The 14,809-nt window shown below is 47.6% G+C and carries 13 protein-coding genes; 9 read left to right on the top strand and 4 right to left on the bottom strand.

Translation table 11 applies throughout. From position 1 onward, the window contains the following. Window positions 1-480 precede the first annotated feature (480 nt). The 3 genes from MHB71_RS22340 to MHB71_RS22330 all read left to right on the top strand — a co-directional run bounded on the left by MHB71_RS22340 (window position 481) and on the right by MHB71_RS22330 (window position 3,715). Window positions 481-1,077: a sigma-70 family RNA polymerase sigma factor gene (locus tag MHB71_RS22340; RefSeq protein ID WP_100526962.1), complete on the top strand. Its 597-nt coding sequence runs from the start codon at window positions 481-483 to the stop codon at window positions 1,075-1,077. Beyond that, window positions 1,074-2,012, top strand: a complete 939-nt coding sequence (locus tag MHB71_RS22335; protein ID WP_340027738.1) for an anti-sigma factor — start codon at window positions 1,074-1,076, stop codon at window positions 2,010-2,012. The genes MHB71_RS22340 and MHB71_RS22335 overlap by 4 nt, the downstream gene beginning before the upstream one ends. Window positions 2,013-2,203: 191 nt before the next feature. Next, window positions 2,204-3,715: an HD domain-containing phosphohydrolase gene (locus MHB71_RS22330; protein WP_340027737.1), complete on the top strand. Its 1,512-nt coding sequence runs from the start codon at window positions 2,204-2,206 to the stop codon at window positions 3,713-3,715. A 4-nt stretch (window positions 3,716-3,719) separates the two neighbouring features. On the opposite strand, the gene MHB71_RS22325 is transcribed toward MHB71_RS22330, so the two are convergent. Beyond that, window positions 3,720-4,373: a phosphatase PAP2 family protein gene (locus MHB71_RS22325; RefSeq protein WP_036607365.1), complete on the bottom strand. Its 654-nt coding sequence runs from the start codon at window positions 4,371-4,373 to the stop codon at window positions 3,720-3,722. Window positions 4,374-4,613: 240 nt separating this feature from the next. Between MHB71_RS22325 and MHB71_RS22320 the strand changes: the two genes are divergently transcribed. The 4 genes from MHB71_RS22320 to MHB71_RS22305 all read left to right on the top strand — a co-directional run bounded on the left by MHB71_RS22320 (window position 4,614) and on the right by MHB71_RS22305 (window position 8,839). Further along, window positions 4,614-6,029 (top strand): ATP-binding protein, encoded by a 1,416-nt coding sequence (locus MHB71_RS22320; protein WP_340027736.1) that lies wholly within the window; start codon window positions 4,614-4,616, stop codon window positions 6,027-6,029. A 208-nt stretch (window positions 6,030-6,237) separates the two neighbouring features. Next, window positions 6,238-7,395, top strand: coding sequence for an MFS transporter (locus MHB71_RS22315; RefSeq protein ID WP_340027735.1), 1,158 nt, complete (start codon window positions 6,238-6,240; stop codon window positions 7,393-7,395). Between the two features lie 240 nt (window positions 7,396-7,635). Beyond that, window positions 7,636-8,316, top strand: coding sequence for an oxidoreductase (locus MHB71_RS22310; RefSeq protein WP_340027734.1), 681 nt, complete (start codon window positions 7,636-7,638; stop codon window positions 8,314-8,316). 148 nt (window positions 8,317-8,464) lie between these two features. Further along, a complete protein-coding gene (locus MHB71_RS22305) occupies window positions 8,465-8,839 on the top strand; it encodes a RidA family protein (protein WP_127551150.1) in 375 nt (124 codons plus the stop codon). A 117-nt stretch (window positions 8,840-8,956) separates the two neighbouring features. Here MHB71_RS22305 and MHB71_RS22300 read toward each other — a convergent pair whose 3' ends face one another. Next, window positions 8,957-9,715: a tryptophan-rich sensory protein gene (locus tag MHB71_RS22300; RefSeq protein ID WP_017690869.1), complete on the bottom strand. Its 759-nt coding sequence runs from the start codon at window positions 9,713-9,715 to the stop codon at window positions 8,957-8,959. A 227-nt stretch (window positions 9,716-9,942) separates the two neighbouring features. On the opposite strand from MHB71_RS22300, the gene MHB71_RS22295 reads away from it, so the two are divergent. Both MHB71_RS22295 and MHB71_RS22290 read left to right on the top strand, forming a co-directional pair. Then, a complete protein-coding gene (locus tag MHB71_RS22295; protein ID WP_340027733.1) occupies window positions 9,943-10,908 on the top strand; it encodes a bile acid:sodium symporter in 966 nt (321 codons plus the stop codon). Window positions 10,909-10,980: 72 nt separating this feature from the next. Further along, window positions 10,981-11,175 (top strand): hypothetical protein, encoded by a 195-nt coding sequence (locus MHB71_RS22290; RefSeq protein WP_340027732.1) that lies wholly within the window; start codon window positions 10,981-10,983, stop codon window positions 11,173-11,175. Window positions 11,176-11,265: 90 nt separating this feature from the next. On the opposite strand, the gene MHB71_RS22285 is transcribed toward MHB71_RS22290, so the two are convergent. Together MHB71_RS22285 and MHB71_RS22280 are read right to left on the bottom strand one after the other, a co-directional pair. Beyond that, window positions 11,266-12,894 (bottom strand): response regulator, encoded by a 1,629-nt coding sequence (locus MHB71_RS22285; protein ID WP_340027731.1) that lies wholly within the window; start codon window positions 12,892-12,894, stop codon window positions 11,266-11,268. Window positions 12,895-12,899: 5 nt separating this feature from the next. Beyond that, the gene (locus MHB71_RS22280; protein WP_340027730.1) at window positions 12,900-14,729 is read right to left on the bottom strand and encodes a sensor histidine kinase; all 1,830 of its coding nucleotides are present in this window, start codon (window positions 14,727-14,729) and stop codon (window positions 12,900-12,902) included. Window positions 14,730-14,809: the final 80 nt, after the last annotated feature.

The raw sequence follows: 14,809 nt of genomic DNA, 5'->3' as shown, positions 1-14,809 counted from the left end.
GTGCTTTGTGTATGTTTTCAATCTTCTCAAGAATAAGTGATATCCAAAACAACAAAAGCCCTACCTCTCTTTTGTCCTTGCGGCTCCGATGACCGCGCCAGTGTGAATGGGAACATCTTGTGAAACTCTGTACTACCGGGTTATTGTGATTCAGGTTCTTCAATCTTCATAGGTTAAATGTGCTTATAGTTCGCTGCGGTCGCAGCATGAAGAAAATATTCCGGGGTTTAAAGAAGACAGAAATCATATGAGGTTGTTTAATACAACTCTTATAGTATACCACAGGTTGTAATTTTCTGCAATAAAAAGGAAAGCGCGACCAGAGCAGCATGTTTTCGGACTGTTTTTAAGTTGGGAAGTGAAAGGTTAGTTTGAAAAGATACAGAAAATTTTTCAAACTATTTCTTCATAGGGGTAATCCTCTTCAAAAGTTTCTGCGTAGGTTATAATAAGAGGGAAGAAACAGAAAGGGGCCCTCGCATGACTGAATCGATTGAGGACAGCAGGTTAATGCGGCAGATCGCGGAACGTGATGCCTCCGCACTGGAGCTTTTATATGACCGTTATGAGCGAGCGGTGTATTCTTTTGCCTACCGGATCGTTGGTGATCCTATGACGGCAGAAGAGACCGTTCAGGAACTTTTTATGCGGGTCTGGAATAATGCTGAACGTTACGATGCCTCACAGGGGAAGCTGACCACATGGATGTTTGCGATTACGCGTAACATTGCAGTGGACATGCTGAGGCGGAAATCAAAAGGGGCAGCGACTACTTCAGTTGAACACGAGACACTGGCGGCCTATGCCGATGAACATACGAACACGGAAGAAGAAGTGCAGCGTAAATGGGAAGGTACCCGGATTAAAGAGGCGTTGTCCCAATTGAACGGTGATCAGCAACAAGTTATAGAATCGATTTATTATGCGGGATTAACCCAGCAGGAAGTATCCAGCCGATTCGGGATTCCGCTGGGTACAGTAAAGAGCCGTGTCAGGCTTGCCATGCGACAGCTGCAAAAGTTGCTGGCCGATGCTGAATTGCATCCGGACGCGGGAAGGGAGGGCATACATCCATGATAGAACGACATGAGGAGTGGTCTGATCTGGCACCGATGTATGTGCTGGGCGGACTGGAAGCAGAGGAAGTGGCGGCGTTTGAAGCGCATTTGGCAACTTGCGAACCTTGCCGCCAGGAGGTAAGGGAATTGCAGGAAGTGACTGGCTTCCTGCCACTGGCGGCGGAACCTGTAGCACCGCCGCAAGGCATGCGAGCACGTGTGCTGGGCAACGTGCTCGGACATGGGCAGGAGAGAGCCGAGGCGAAGCCAGCGGCTGCTCCTGCAGAGCCTGAAGCACCCGTGGTGCTTCAGGAGGATCTTGCGCCGCAGCACAAACGTGCGGCCCGGGTGGAAGAGGCTGCCCAGGCACAGCCATGGCAGCCACAAGCGCGCGCGCGTGCGCGCAGCAGCAGCGCCTGGCGCATAGCCAGTGCCGGCCTTGCGGCCGCGGCACTGTTGCTGGGCGTGTACACGGCGCAGCTGCGGAGCCAGATCGACTCGCTGACGCAGCAAGCGGCGGGCTCGTCGGCTACGCAAGAGCAACTGGTGCAGGCACAGGCGCAGAATGCACAGCTGCAAGAGCAGCTGGCATCAGCTCTGAAGCCCGCACAGGGCATGCAGACTGGCGAGGCAGTGAAGCTGAATCCTGCAACGCAGGACATTGTAGCTCAGGGTCTCGCAACCATCGTTATTGACAGCAAAGGCACTCACCTGGTTGTGCAGGCTGAGAACCTGCCGAATCTGGAAGGCAACGAGGCTTTTCAGGTCTGGTTGATCAAAGGAGATACCCCTCAGAATGCGGGTACTTTCCTTAGTCGTGACGGAACGGGAGCGGTATATTACACATTGGATTCGGCCAACGACTATGATACGGTTGCCATCACGCTTGAACCAGATGCAATGGGAGATGAGCCGCGCGGTACAATGATTCTGGCTGCCAAGATTAAAGGATAAATATAGGATATATCACCAAAGGCTGCTCCGTCGTGGAGCAGCCTTTTTGTGTTTTCCAGTTCTGATGCCCATCCATTGGATTTTATTAATTTTTTTAGTCGGAGCAACCGATAAACAAATAGAAGGCAATACCCTTAATCTCCCTGTATCTCAAGGGAGAACTGGTTGCACATAGAGAGTGAGGGGTTCAGTTGGAAGCATACCGTTCATTTATCTTTCGCCTGATACGCAATTATCTGATCGGTTCACTGGCAGCTGTTTTTGTTGTCGGTACAGTAGTTATGGTATCTACTCTGCAAATACCCAATATTCAATTTGTCCGGCTCATCTTCATTGTACTGATTTCACTCTTGTTCATGCTGGTTGCAGAATTAATTACGCTGTGGGTGCAGCTTGGCCCCATAAGACAATTTTTCAATTCCGAGCACCACGAGAGAGACGAATTGAACCACATGTATGAGAAAATTCATCGTTTCCCGGGACAGACCATATATCGGATCATGGGTCCGCACATGCTTGGCTTCTCACTTCCGGCAGCCGGATTAACAATATGGATGATATCCACAGGGTGGCTTGAATTTCCTTACTTCTATACTGTCGTGGCCGCTGCGTGTGCCTTTCTGATTGCCATCATGCATGCGCTGATTGAGTATTACCTAACGGTGCGGGCGATTAGACCCCTGTTACTTGAGATTCGACATCGAGGCAAAGTCCAATACGGGATGGAACCTTCACTGGGAGGGCGCATCCTGGTATCGATCCAGCGTAAATTTCAGCTAAGTACGGCACTGATTGGCTTATTTCCTCTATTTCTATTTTTCCTGGCTACATATATCCGACTTCAGTATATGGACAGTGAATTTGCGAAAGAGTACATACTGTGGGGAATTCTCATCGTTGTTCTGGGCGCGGGGTTTGCGCTGGTGGGAAGCTGGCTGTTGATTCGTGATGTTCGTGATCCAGTTGCTGAACTGACGCATGAGATGAACCGAATTCAGGGGGGAGATCTTGGCAGACGAGCCCCGGATCTATATGCGGATGAGTTTTCGGCACTGATCTCCGGCTTTAATATGATGATTAATCGGCTGGAGATGAGACAGGAGCGCAATCGACAGCTGTTGCAAAGTTATTTTTCTACGCTGGCTGCTGCTTTAGACGCCCGAGATAAGTACACGGCAGGACATTCCATGCGTGTGGCAGAGTATTCGCTGATGATTGGTAAGCTGAGCGGAATGAGTGAGGAACAGGCGGATTTATTGTACAAATCAGCCCTGCTCCATGATATCGGGAAAATCGGCATACCTGATGAGGTGCTGCTGAAGGATGGAAAACTAAGCGATGAGGAATTCGCGATTATTCGTACACATCCCGTGCAGGGAGAGAGTATTCTGCTCCAGATAGAACCCATTGATGCCATGGCTGACTTTCTGCCTGGTGTACGATCTCACCATGAGAGATATGATGGCAAAGGGTATCCGGATGGGATGGCAGGCGATGAGATTCCGCTATTTGGCCGCATCATTGCGGTAGCGGATGCCTTTGATGCCATGACGTCTGATCGACCATACCGGAATGGGATGAGTCATGAGAAAGCGCTAACGATTTTGGAAGAAGGAAAAGGGACCCAATGGGACCCCTATTTTGCAGGTTTGTTTATTGATGAATGGAGACGACAACAGCATCTTCAGAAACCATCGAAGTGAGGGATCAGCTGATCCCCTCTGTCCACTTCGATTCTTTTCTGCGTCTCCGGTGAAGAGCGAGGCCTGTTATGATGGTGAGAACACACTCGCCGAGTATGACCGCACCCAAGGCGTCATAGATCACATGTTGTTTGATCATTAGCGTGGATACTATAATAGTTGCTGCCCCGGCGGCGACCAAAATCTTGATGGGTTTGCGGATACTTGGAACCGAGAGAACAGCACGCATAACCAGATAAGAGTGAAGAGAATGAATACTTGGAAAACAATTATAAGGACGATCCTGGCTATAGAGCCATCCGAGAACAGATGCTCCCAGGCCAGTACCCGTCAGTTCCGGGCGCGGTACCATGGTCTGAAAGTTGAAGTAGATCAGATAACATATCCAGACACAGATATTCATGGATAACAAGACGCGGTAATACGTCAGGCGATCCTTGGCACACAGGTAAGCTAGCACACCGAATACAAACGGGTACCAGCCCAAATATGGAATGGACATGCCAGGCACGTAGGGAATGATCCGGTCGAGCGGCGAATCAAGCACTACGAACCCGCGTTCTGGACTATTAAGAATATCATAGAAGAGCCCCATGACGGCCAAAGACAGCATTAAACTCAATGACAGCCAATAGGATTTACTTTTTAACAATTGCACAACACCTTTTCTCCTTTCATTCATGCTCCCTAGGAGCATGACCCAGCAAATAACTAATTCAAATTTAAACAACAATATATTCTACTACGACCAGCGCACAAATTGAATCCTGATTTGTGTATTTTTGTGTATTTTTTTGACGAAGAAGGAATGCGGAAGTTTCAATGGGCATGATATGATAGAGACACATACGGACGAAGGCAATTTGGCCAGTAAAGTCGGTACAACAGGAGTGAGTGAATGCAATTTTCAAAAATGTTCGTATTGAATATGGGGATGCTTATTACCATTGCATATCTTGCTAGTGTGTTCTATAAATATGTCGTAATACGTACCTCTTCCCGAGTGAAGCAGGTTAGTTCCGTGCTTGTCCTTATATTTGCAGGTTGGATCAGTACGGTTTTTGGGTTTCAACTCACCGATGAAGTGGTCTTTGATCTTCGATATGTTCCTTTAATTGTAGCCGTTCTAACGTATAGACAACCCTATAGCGTAATTATCGTGGGCATTGGAATTGGTCTATCGAGGCTGACTTTTGGCATCACGGATGCTACATTGGCGGCAGTACTTAACATGTCTATTTTGGGCGTGATATGTGCAGGTCTGAATATATGGATGAGACGCAGCAACTACAGGCTGATTATTAAAGGAATCCTTGTTACAGTTATCGTCAATGTGGTCAATAGTGTAAACATTGCTATCGTTGGTGTGATCCCGGCTACATACTTCTTTTCACATATTATGCCTTATACACTCCCTACAGGTATTTTGCTGAGCCTTATTTTTGCATTTATTTTACGTGATTTTCAGAATGAACAGAATCGTATTTTGCTGATCCAGAGTACAAACCGGCTTTTATCTGTGCAAAAGGAAGAGTTACAGAAAGCCCAGATTGTACTGGAGGATCGAGCGAAACAATTGATGATTGCCTCACAGTACAAATCCGAATTTCTCGCCAATATGTCCCATGAACTGCGTACACCACTGAACAGTGTCATTAACTTTGCCCAGATGATCAGCGAGAATGCCGACACGATGGATCAGGAGGATATTATACGTTTTGCCAATATGATCGACCACTCCGGGCAGGAACTGCTTACGCTCATTAACGATATTCTGGATCTTTCCAAAGTAGAAGCGGGGCGGCTGGATATTGTACTGGAGGATATCAGTGTCGCACAACTTACAGAAGATGCCATGAGCCACTTTCAGCTTGTTGCCGAGAAAAAAGGTATTCAGTTGGTTCTGGACAAAAAACCGGGACTGCCCGAGACGCTCTGGTCTGATCCCCAGCGGGTTCAACAGATTTTGCGGAATCTGATGTCCAATGCCATCAAGTTCACTCACCGGGGGAAGGTCACGCTGACCGTAAGCACCAAGCAGATTAAGAATGCAGGTATTCAGAATCGATGGCTTATTTTCTCCGTTCAGGATACAGGCATTGGTATTTCGGAGGACAAGCATCATTCCATATTTGAAGCATTTCAACAGGCTGACGGGTCGATTAGTCGAAAATTTGGCGGTACCGGACTAGGCCTGTCAATCAGTCGGGATTTAGCGAGATTACTGGGGGGATCGATTGAACTTGAGAGCACTGAAGGTAAAGGAAGCACCTTCTATCTCTATCTCCCGTTGGACCGTGAAAAAATGAGTTGACAACCTTCGCGCCGTGAGTAGAATTTGGGATGACAACTAGCATCGACCGGCTTTTGAGACCCGGTCTAAGGAGTGTATCCCCATACAGAAGACGGTCAACGTTAACCCTCCCCCGTTAGCAAGCAAACCACGGCGCAAGGGTTCGACACAACGCACGAATTTATCGATTGCAACATGGGAGGGTGTACCGGCAATTATTTTACAGACCTTGCTGGGAGGCCCGTTCTTAACCGGGTTTCTGCTGTACCTTGGGGCCGGGTCGAGACATATCGGCTTTGTGCTCGCGATTACGACGTTTGTAAACATTGCCCAGATCGGAGCAGCTTACTGGATGCAGCGTATTCGCAGCCGTAAACGCATGCTGCTGTTATTTGTGGGCACTCATCGCATGTTATGGAGTGCAACGGGACTGATCCCGTTTATAGTTCCCAAAGAGTGGTGGGTAAGTGTATATATTGGCGTGTATACGGTTGCTTTTATATCAAATACCATCGGCGGTATGATCTGGACTTCACTGATTGGCGATATCGTACCTGCTAAGGTGAGAGGGCGTTATTTTGGAATTCGAAATACGATTCTGAATGCTCTTGGAAGCGTATGTTTATTTGCAGGCGGTATTGTTTTGGATCGTTACCCTGGAGAAATGGGCTTTCTGATCCTGTTTATTCCGGTGTGGATCTGTGCTATTGCCAATACAGTCATCTATTTTTTCTATCCGGACGTTCCCTTTGAACGTTCTACCGAAAAGGTTTTCTGGCGCATGTTCATCAAGCCGTTCCAGGATCGTTCTTTCCTGAAAGCAACGCTGTTCCTGGCTTCATGGTTATTGATCCAGACCTTGATTGTTCCGCTTTATTCCTATGTTATGCTCGATTTATTGAACATCAATTATCAGACGGTATCCCTGATCACGGTAATCCAGACGCTGGTTATGATGGCTGGTTTCTATGTTTGGGGCAATCTGAATGCCAGATTCAGTAACAAAACCCTCCTATTTTGGACATTGCCAGTCATTGCACTCTCCTGTTTGTCATGGGGTTTAATGTCGTTCATGCCCGTATTGATCGCACTATTTCTATCTCATATTTTCCTTGGGATCGGGGTAGGTGGATTCAACCAGCTGGCGTTTAACTTTACGATTGGAGACACACCCAAAAGTGAAAGACCGATGTTTGTCGCGGTGTATTCGGCTCTGACCGGAGTCACTTCGTTTCTCGGGCCGTTGTTGGGAGGCTGGTTGTATGAAAAGATGGAAACCTGGTCCGATGCGCTGGCCTGGATCTCAGCCTATGGATTTCAGATGGGGGTTGGTGTCGTGATGCTGATTCTGACATTTACCCTTGGACGTCGTGTACTGTTAAAATAGAAACGATATAATTTCAACTAATGAATATTTACACTGGCACTTCGATGACAGAACAACCTTCCGATCGCTGTTATCCCCAGATTTTTTTGATTCCTTTTAGAAAAGGGAAAATCCGGGGATAAAGGCGAACACTTCGCTTCTTCAGGTTATTTCTGTCCTCTCCGTTATCGTGTAAATGATTAGATTGATCATATCTATCTGGTATGACTTCAAAAAAGATGGCGAAGTGGAGGGATGTATTTGAATCGTCTCGAACGGAAAGCCATGGTGATTGGAGCCACCGGGCTTGTAGGTGAATTACTGGTTCATAATCTGCTGGAGCACCCAGCATACAGCTTGGTTCGCGTTCTGGTTAGACGTCCGCTTGAGCTGCAACATCCCAAACTGGAACAGCATGTGGTGGACTGGGAACAGCTGGAGAGCCAAGACCACTTATTCGATGGAATCGATGACCTGTACTGTTGTTTGGGGACAACGATCAAAAAAGCAGGCAGTCAGGACAATTTCCGTCAGGTGGATTATCATTACCCGGTTCGTGCAGCTACGATTGCGAAGCAACATGGTGTATCACAGATGCTGGTGATCTCCTCCATGGGAGCGAGTGCAGATTCCCGGGTCTTTTACAGTCGGACCAAAGGGGAAATGGAGGATGCATTGTCCGATATCGGTTTTCCGTCACTGCATATCTTCCGCCCTTCCCTAATTCTGGGAGATCGAAACGAGAAGCGGTTTGGTGAGCAGATGGCTGCCTATGCCATGAAGTTTCTGGATCGCTGGATGAAAGGCAGAGCGGACAAATACCGGGCGGTCCACGCCGCAACTGTTGCACAGGCCATGACCAATATTGCACTGGTGCAAGCCAAGGGAAACCATGTGTATTCAAATGAAGTCATTCATGTCCTTGGTGTGGACGGGGGCTAAGAAACCTTTGAACAAGCTGTTTACTTCATGTGGCTAGTGAGGAGCGTTTCTCGCTTGAGGTAGATCGTGGTATAATAGGCAACAAAAATGAGTTCGAACCCTGACTCCATGCGGCAGCAGGATAACGAACACAAAGGAGAACTCGTCCATGAAAAAACCAATCTCTACCGATCATGCGCCAGGCGCCATTGGTCCATACAGTCAAGCCGTTGATGCAGGCGATTTCATCTACACTTCCGGACAGCTTGGTCTGAATCCCCAAACAGGAGAGTTCGGCGCAGATGTACAGGAGCAGACACGTCTGTCTTTGAGCAATGTGAAGGCTATCCTTGAAGCAGCAGGTACAAGTATGGATAAAATCGTGAAAACGACGGTGTTCCTGAAGGACATGAACGACTTCGTTCCTGTGAATGAAGTGTATAGCACGTTCTTTGAACAGCCGTACCCTGCACGCAGTGCTGTGGAAGTTGCTCGTTTGCCAAAAGATGCACTGGTGGAGATTGAAGTTATTGCCCTGAAATAGGACAACCTTACTCGTTCTTTTATACATAAACAGCCGATTTCAGGTCGAAGACCAGAATCGGCTGTTTGCTTTTATGTTTTTTCGTTATATTTAAGCGTTATATATGATGGAAACTACTCAATCGCGATCCTGATTCCGGGCGAAGAACAACCATACCGCGTAGATGGCCAGTACGATCGCAATGATGATTGCCGTATAATATACGGAAGTGACATCCTTTTGTTTAAGTGCAATGGCGATATACGCCCATGTGAATACAAGTGGGTATATGCTATCGCGATAACGGAAACTAACGAGGACAGCCAGCACCATACCGACAATCAGCATAATGATCGTCCAGGTTGGTTCGCTGATACCAAAACCATCCCAGCCAATTTTATATAACAGTACAGCTGCATTGACAATCGTTGCCACGCTAATCCATCCGAGATAGATGCTGAATGGCAGCTTCACAAGCCAGATCTCAGCAGTGGTTGGAACCGTAATGGTACGTGTTTTTACATACAGCATGATCAGGCACAACAGAAGCAGTACAATAATCAGTAAAGCGAGACCGGTCTGCAAGTTTTGAAAAGCAAAAATCCAGGCTACGTTGAAGGCACAGCTTGCCAGAAACCAATACCCGAGACGGGTAATCGAATCCCTTTTCCAGGAAGCGGGCACGAACTGATAGATCACAAACCCTGCTAACAGCAAGTAGATCAGACCCCATATAGAGAAGGCATAGCCAGAAGGTGTGAGCAGCACAGGGTACATATCCGATACTTCTTTATTGGTCTTGCCTCCGATCGGCAGCGCGTTGGAGAGGTAGTTCACGATAATTACAGCGATAAAACCAATGGCGTTTAACCACTTGTACGGATTGTTACGTGACATTGTGTTTCCTCCTTGGTTTAACGATTGAATGAACCACGGGTCAGTCTACAATGAATATACCCAGTTCTTGCACATTCTAATAACAGCCGCAAAAAATTCACAAGTTGATCCTTCAGATCCTTGTGCTCTGCCGCTTATGTTGGAACGGCACTCTGTCCCAATGTACGCGAAACGAAGCAGAAATATGTCCATGCCCACGATGTCCCACTAGAAGAGGAGGAAGAGAAATGCTCACAAGAGAAACGATGGAGCAACAGCAAACCTGGTTCTATGTAGTTGCACTGTTCGTAGGGGCAGCGATAGGGCTGAGTAATCCGGTATGGGGGAATGTTTTACACTACACTGTGTCCCCGGTTCTTGCCGTTCTGTTATACAGCATGTTTGTACAGATTCCCTTTTTACAGTTAAAAGAGTCCTGGTCGAATCTTCGATTTATGGTGGCGCTACTGGTGGCTAATTTTATCGTAGTACCTGTAGTTGTATGGTTGCTCACACTTGTCTTTCCGCAATCACCAGGCGTTCTGATCGGAGTCTATCTGGTACTGTTAACTCCCTGTATTGATTACGTCATTGTGTTCACACAGCTCGGCCGGGGCAATGAGAAGCTGATGCTCGCCGCAACACCTTTTTTATTTGTTATACAAATGATCCTGTTGCCGTTTTATTTATGGTTATTGATGGGTACCGAGATAGCGCAGATCATGCAGGTAGGGCCGTTTGTAGAGGCTTTTTTGTTCCTCATCGTTATTCCACTGCTGCTCGCTGTTGTTACACAAGTTTTCTCCAGAGGTAAAGCGAGCGGGGAGCGGGTCATAAATGCGACGGCATGGCTCCCGGTTCCGATGATGGCACTCGCGCTGATCGTGGTTGTCGCTTCCCAGATTGGCAAAGTCTACAATGATATGGCGATTATCGTAAACGTGATCCCGATCTACATTGCTTTTCTGATCATTATGCCTTGGATATCTCGGATCATTGCTAATTGGTTTGGATTGAATACAGGCGCAGCGCGTGCGTTAATTTTCAGTTCAGCCACAAGGAATTCGCTGGTTGTTCTGCCGCTGGCGCTGGCACTCCCGCCAGAATGGGCAACTATCGCTGCGGCTGTTATTGTTACACAGACGATGGTGGAGCTTGCAGGGGAGATAGTCTACATTCGACTTGTACCTGCGGTGATTTTGCGGGATCGGTGAGCGTACTAGGGTGTATCTATGTTATGATCTAATATAATGAATAAAACCATTTTTGGTAAATAAAAGGGGGTTATGAGTATCCTTACTTACCGGAAGATCATGTTCTATCTGGATATTATACTTGTACCGTTCATCATTATCTTCTTTTCCATAGCAGCTCATACAACGGGAAATAAAGTTTATTATCTCTACTTTGGTGTAGCTGTAGCCGCAATCTTTCGGAGCGTATCCTATCTTAGAAAAGAAAGAGCCAACAAATCGTCATGATATAGGTTATTTTCTGTAAAAGTAAAATTAAAAAGAGTACTTCCGATGGGTCATGCCAGGAGTACTCTTTTTGATTCGATCAGGTACTCGTTACGTACCCGCCTCCAATAATGTTTTACGATATTCCGCTGGCGTGATGCCTTCCATCTTTTTGAACACTTTGCTGAAATACTTTTCGTCCTGAAATCCAACCATCTCCGAGATTTTGGCGACACGCAGGGAAGGATTTTGCAGTAACAGCTTGGCGTTGTTGATACGCAGTTTGCCCAGATATTCCGACCAATTCAGACCAAATTGCTGTTTGAATTTACGGGAGATATACTCCCGGCTCAGATAAAAACGTGCGGCAATCTGCTGTAAGGACAGGTCCTCCTGATAATGGGCGTCCATATAACGTGCAATCTCACTCATGGGATCAGGATTGGCGTGGTGATGAGCGGTGAGCGCCTTACCGGCCGCAAGCAGTCGTTGTTCCAATGATGAACGAAGCAGGGGGAAGGATAACAGTCCTTCAGCGTCCAAAGGTAACTCGGCAAAGGGAATAGACTGTTCCCCCGTCACTTCTTCCTCATGGAATGACGAACCTGCCGTATCATCAAGCCAGCGGCTCAGCATCCATTCCAGCTCATCGATCCATTGCTGGATCTGCTCAGCACTGACAACCTCAAGATCAGTAATCGGGTCAAGCCACTCGGCGACCGCAGCAGATACACTGGAAGCCCGGCAACTCATGGCTGCCATACGCAGGGGTTCTTCATGGGCGGTTAAACGCCTGATTTTATTTCCATTTGATGATTCCACTGAGGCATGGATTCGCTGTTTAATTTGCACAGCATTACGTCGCCACAGCCTTGAACTTGCTTCCAGATAGGCCGCTGAGATTCCGCCAGGATAAGACTCACAGGTGGAGATCCCAAAATGAAGCCGGCGCTGAATCGTCTGCTCCAATCCATAATTGACCTTGTCCAGAATATGTTCCAATGAAGTGGATGGACCCCAATGCAGCAGAACAATCTCGTCCGGTTGATCCAACTGGCGAAACATTACGCCTTCGTCTGGTGTGGATAACATCTCGGCACAGATATTGAGTACCGAGAACACAAGCAGGTCCGGTTGACTGCGGTATTTTGCCAGACAATCTGCATCCAGATGGGACAGGCTGGTGACAGCGACACTACAGACAGGGATTAGACAGGGGAGATTTAACTCATCCTGCAATCGCTGCATGTGTGAAGGGCTGCTGCCTCTTCCGACGGCAAGTTCGGTGAGCAGACGATCCTGGTAGTGGGGGCGCATTCGATTAACAACAATGGATTGCCTGGTGGATTGTATCCGAATGGCGTCTTCCTCTTCCCAAGCTGTAACGGCCTTTAATAGAGATGCATTCAGCTCATCTGCTTCCACAGGTTTCAGGAGGTAGTCCATGCCACCATGTCTGATTGCATGCCTCACGAGTTCAAAATCATCATATCCACTGATAACCAGCACCTTGCTGTGCGGGGTATGAGCCGATATCCATTCAAGCAATGCCATACCGTCCTTGCCCGGCATACGCATGTCACTGAGTATGATTTGAGGTTGATGTGCCGTGATGGCGGCGATGGCTTCATCCCCGTCTGCTGCTTCAAGTAATGTATCAATGCCAAACTCTTCCCAATGACCAAGCAACCTTATGGCATCGCGGACATGTTTTTCATCATCTACAAGCAGTGCCTTCATGTTGTTCACTCTCCCGCGTATAGTTTAACCGTGATCTTCACACCATTGGGTTCCCGATTGTTGATCTCAAGCCTGGCTGAGTGACCGGGATGTGAGTTCAATTGAAGTCGGCGTATTACATTTCGTAGACCGATGGATTCAGACTCGTCGGATTCTTGTGTGGATAACCCGGTTGTTGTATGACTTTGATGTAGCCATCCGCAGATCTCCAGTAATTTTTCTTCAGGTATGGAGGGACCGTTATTATTCAGTTCGATTTCAATCCAATGATCGTTGATCCGGCGGCTGGATAGGGATATTTGACCTTTGCCAGGCTGAATATCTGCTCCATGTTTGAAATAGTTTTCAATTAAAGGTTGTAACGTCATTCTTGGCATTTCGACAGACAGGGTATCTTCGGCAAAATCCAAATCCACCTCAAGGCGGTCACCAAACCGCTCCTGCTGCAGTTCCAGATATAATCGGGCATGCTCCGCCTCTTCGCGTAAGGTCACGCAGGTCTGATCCCGCATGCTGTAGCGCAGCATTTTGGACAGGCTAGAGAGTAGTGTATACGCCCGTTGTCCTTGCTGTTGAAGGGCAAGTGTACCGATCGATTGCAGTGTATTATACAGAAAATGCGGATGAATCTGCGCTTGCAATGCTTTGAGTTGATTCGTTTTATTGGCGATTTCGAGTCGATATTCCCGCAAAATAAGATTGTTTACCGTATCCATCATATCTCGGAAATGACGAGCGAGTACCCCGAATTCATCTCGGCTGGATAGATGGATATCCACATGCAGACGCCCGGCTTGAATCTGGTTCATATACCGCATGAGTTGCTTGAGCGGACCGGTGATTCGTATGGAGATGAACAAGGTTGCAACAATGACCAATACAAGTGCCGCAATGGCAATCATCGCGTTATTCCACGTAAGTGTGGTGGCTCTGGCATATAACGTCTCATTTGGGATCTGTTTGACGATGGTCCAATCGGCGTACGTGCTGCCAAGTTGCTGGTATACATACATGGAACGATCCTGTTCAAAATGCCCTGCAACATTCTGGGCTGTACCTGCGCTAGATCGCGCGATATTCAGTTCACTAGCCGTTTCCTCTCGTAGTGCATCTGTATGATTGACCTCGGAACGTCCTTGGTAAATGATCTGATTCTGACCATCCACCACATAGATCTGTTCCTTAGCCGGATCATACAGCCTGCTACAGATTGCTGCAATGGTATTCATATTCAGATCAATGGCGAGTACACCCAGACGCTCAGTGGACGGAATATCCTTGATCACCCGATGCAGGGTAATGACCGTTCTGGCAGGGTCATCGGGGGAGGCAGCCTTGAATCCGTACGTGTGACTCATATGGGCCGATTCCACCCAGATATCCGGGCTGTCACCGCTTGTTTTTCCATGAAGCGAGCCGGAATAGGCCTGTTTGCGTTCCTCCCGCTTCGGAAAGGGATTTGTAATTAAGGTGGATTGATTGGCGGCAAAAGAGTGCAAATACAGCTGGAATACATCCGGCACAGCCGCGCGTATTGTCTGCAAAGTGGTATACACTTCGGCCACCGCACGATAATCACCAGGAATTTTTGCCAAGTTACGCAGAAAGTTCGGGTCGTTATACACAGCGAGCGACGCTCTGGCCACGTTATCCACATAGTTATTGAGATTGGTGGACGCTTGGTAGATCAGGCGTTTGTTCTCTTCCACAGCCTGTTCCCGTAGGGCCGTTTTGGTCTGGATAAACGTCATGCTGATCGATGCGAGCAGCGGAAGGGTGGTAGCAATGAGCATAAAGGCAATCAATTTGGTGCGTATACTGTAGTATTTGGACATCGGAACACCCCTTCTGGTTGCAGGTTTAGAGAGGACAATATTTTACCCCCAACTGTTCACAAGGGTCGGTGTTTCCCTCG

Source organism: Paenibacillus sp. FSL H7-0940, assembly GCF_037979415.1.
GTDB classification, from domain to species: domain Bacteria; phylum Bacillota; class Bacilli; order Paenibacillales; family Paenibacillaceae; genus Paenibacillus; species Paenibacillus amylolyticus.
This window is presented reverse-complemented; position numbering and strand designations above follow the sequence as displayed.

Bases quoted from the DNA above. Each gene is read 5' to 3' on its own strand.
- MHB71_RS22285 (WP_340027731.1), bottom strand. From the start codon at position 12,894: ATGAAGGCACTGCTTGTAGATGATGAAAAACATGTCCGCGATGCCATA.
- MHB71_RS22290 (WP_340027732.1), top strand. From the start codon at position 10,981: ATGAGTATCCTTACTTACCGGAAGATCATGTTCTATCTGGATATTATA.
- MHB71_RS22340 (WP_100526962.1), top strand. From the start codon at position 481: ATGACTGAATCGATTGAGGACAGCAGGTTAATGCGGCAGATCGCGGAA.
- MHB71_RS22280 (WP_340027730.1), bottom strand. From the start codon at position 14,729: ATGTCCAAATACTACAGTATACGCACCAAATTGATTGCCTTTATGCTC.
- MHB71_RS22300 (WP_017690869.1), bottom strand. From the start codon at position 9,715: ATGTCACGTAACAATCCGTACAAGTGGTTAAACGCCATTGGTTTTATC.
- MHB71_RS22335 (WP_340027738.1), top strand. From the start codon at position 1,074: ATGATAGAACGACATGAGGAGTGGTCTGATCTGGCACCGATGTATGTG.
- MHB71_RS22320 (WP_340027736.1), top strand. From the start codon at position 4,614: ATGCAATTTTCAAAAATGTTCGTATTGAATATGGGGATGCTTATTACC.
- MHB71_RS22295 (WP_340027733.1), top strand. From the start codon at position 9,943: ATGCTCACAAGAGAAACGATGGAGCAACAGCAAACCTGGTTCTATGTA.
- MHB71_RS22305 (WP_127551150.1), top strand. From the start codon at position 8,465: ATGAAAAAACCAATCTCTACCGATCATGCGCCAGGCGCCATTGGTCCA.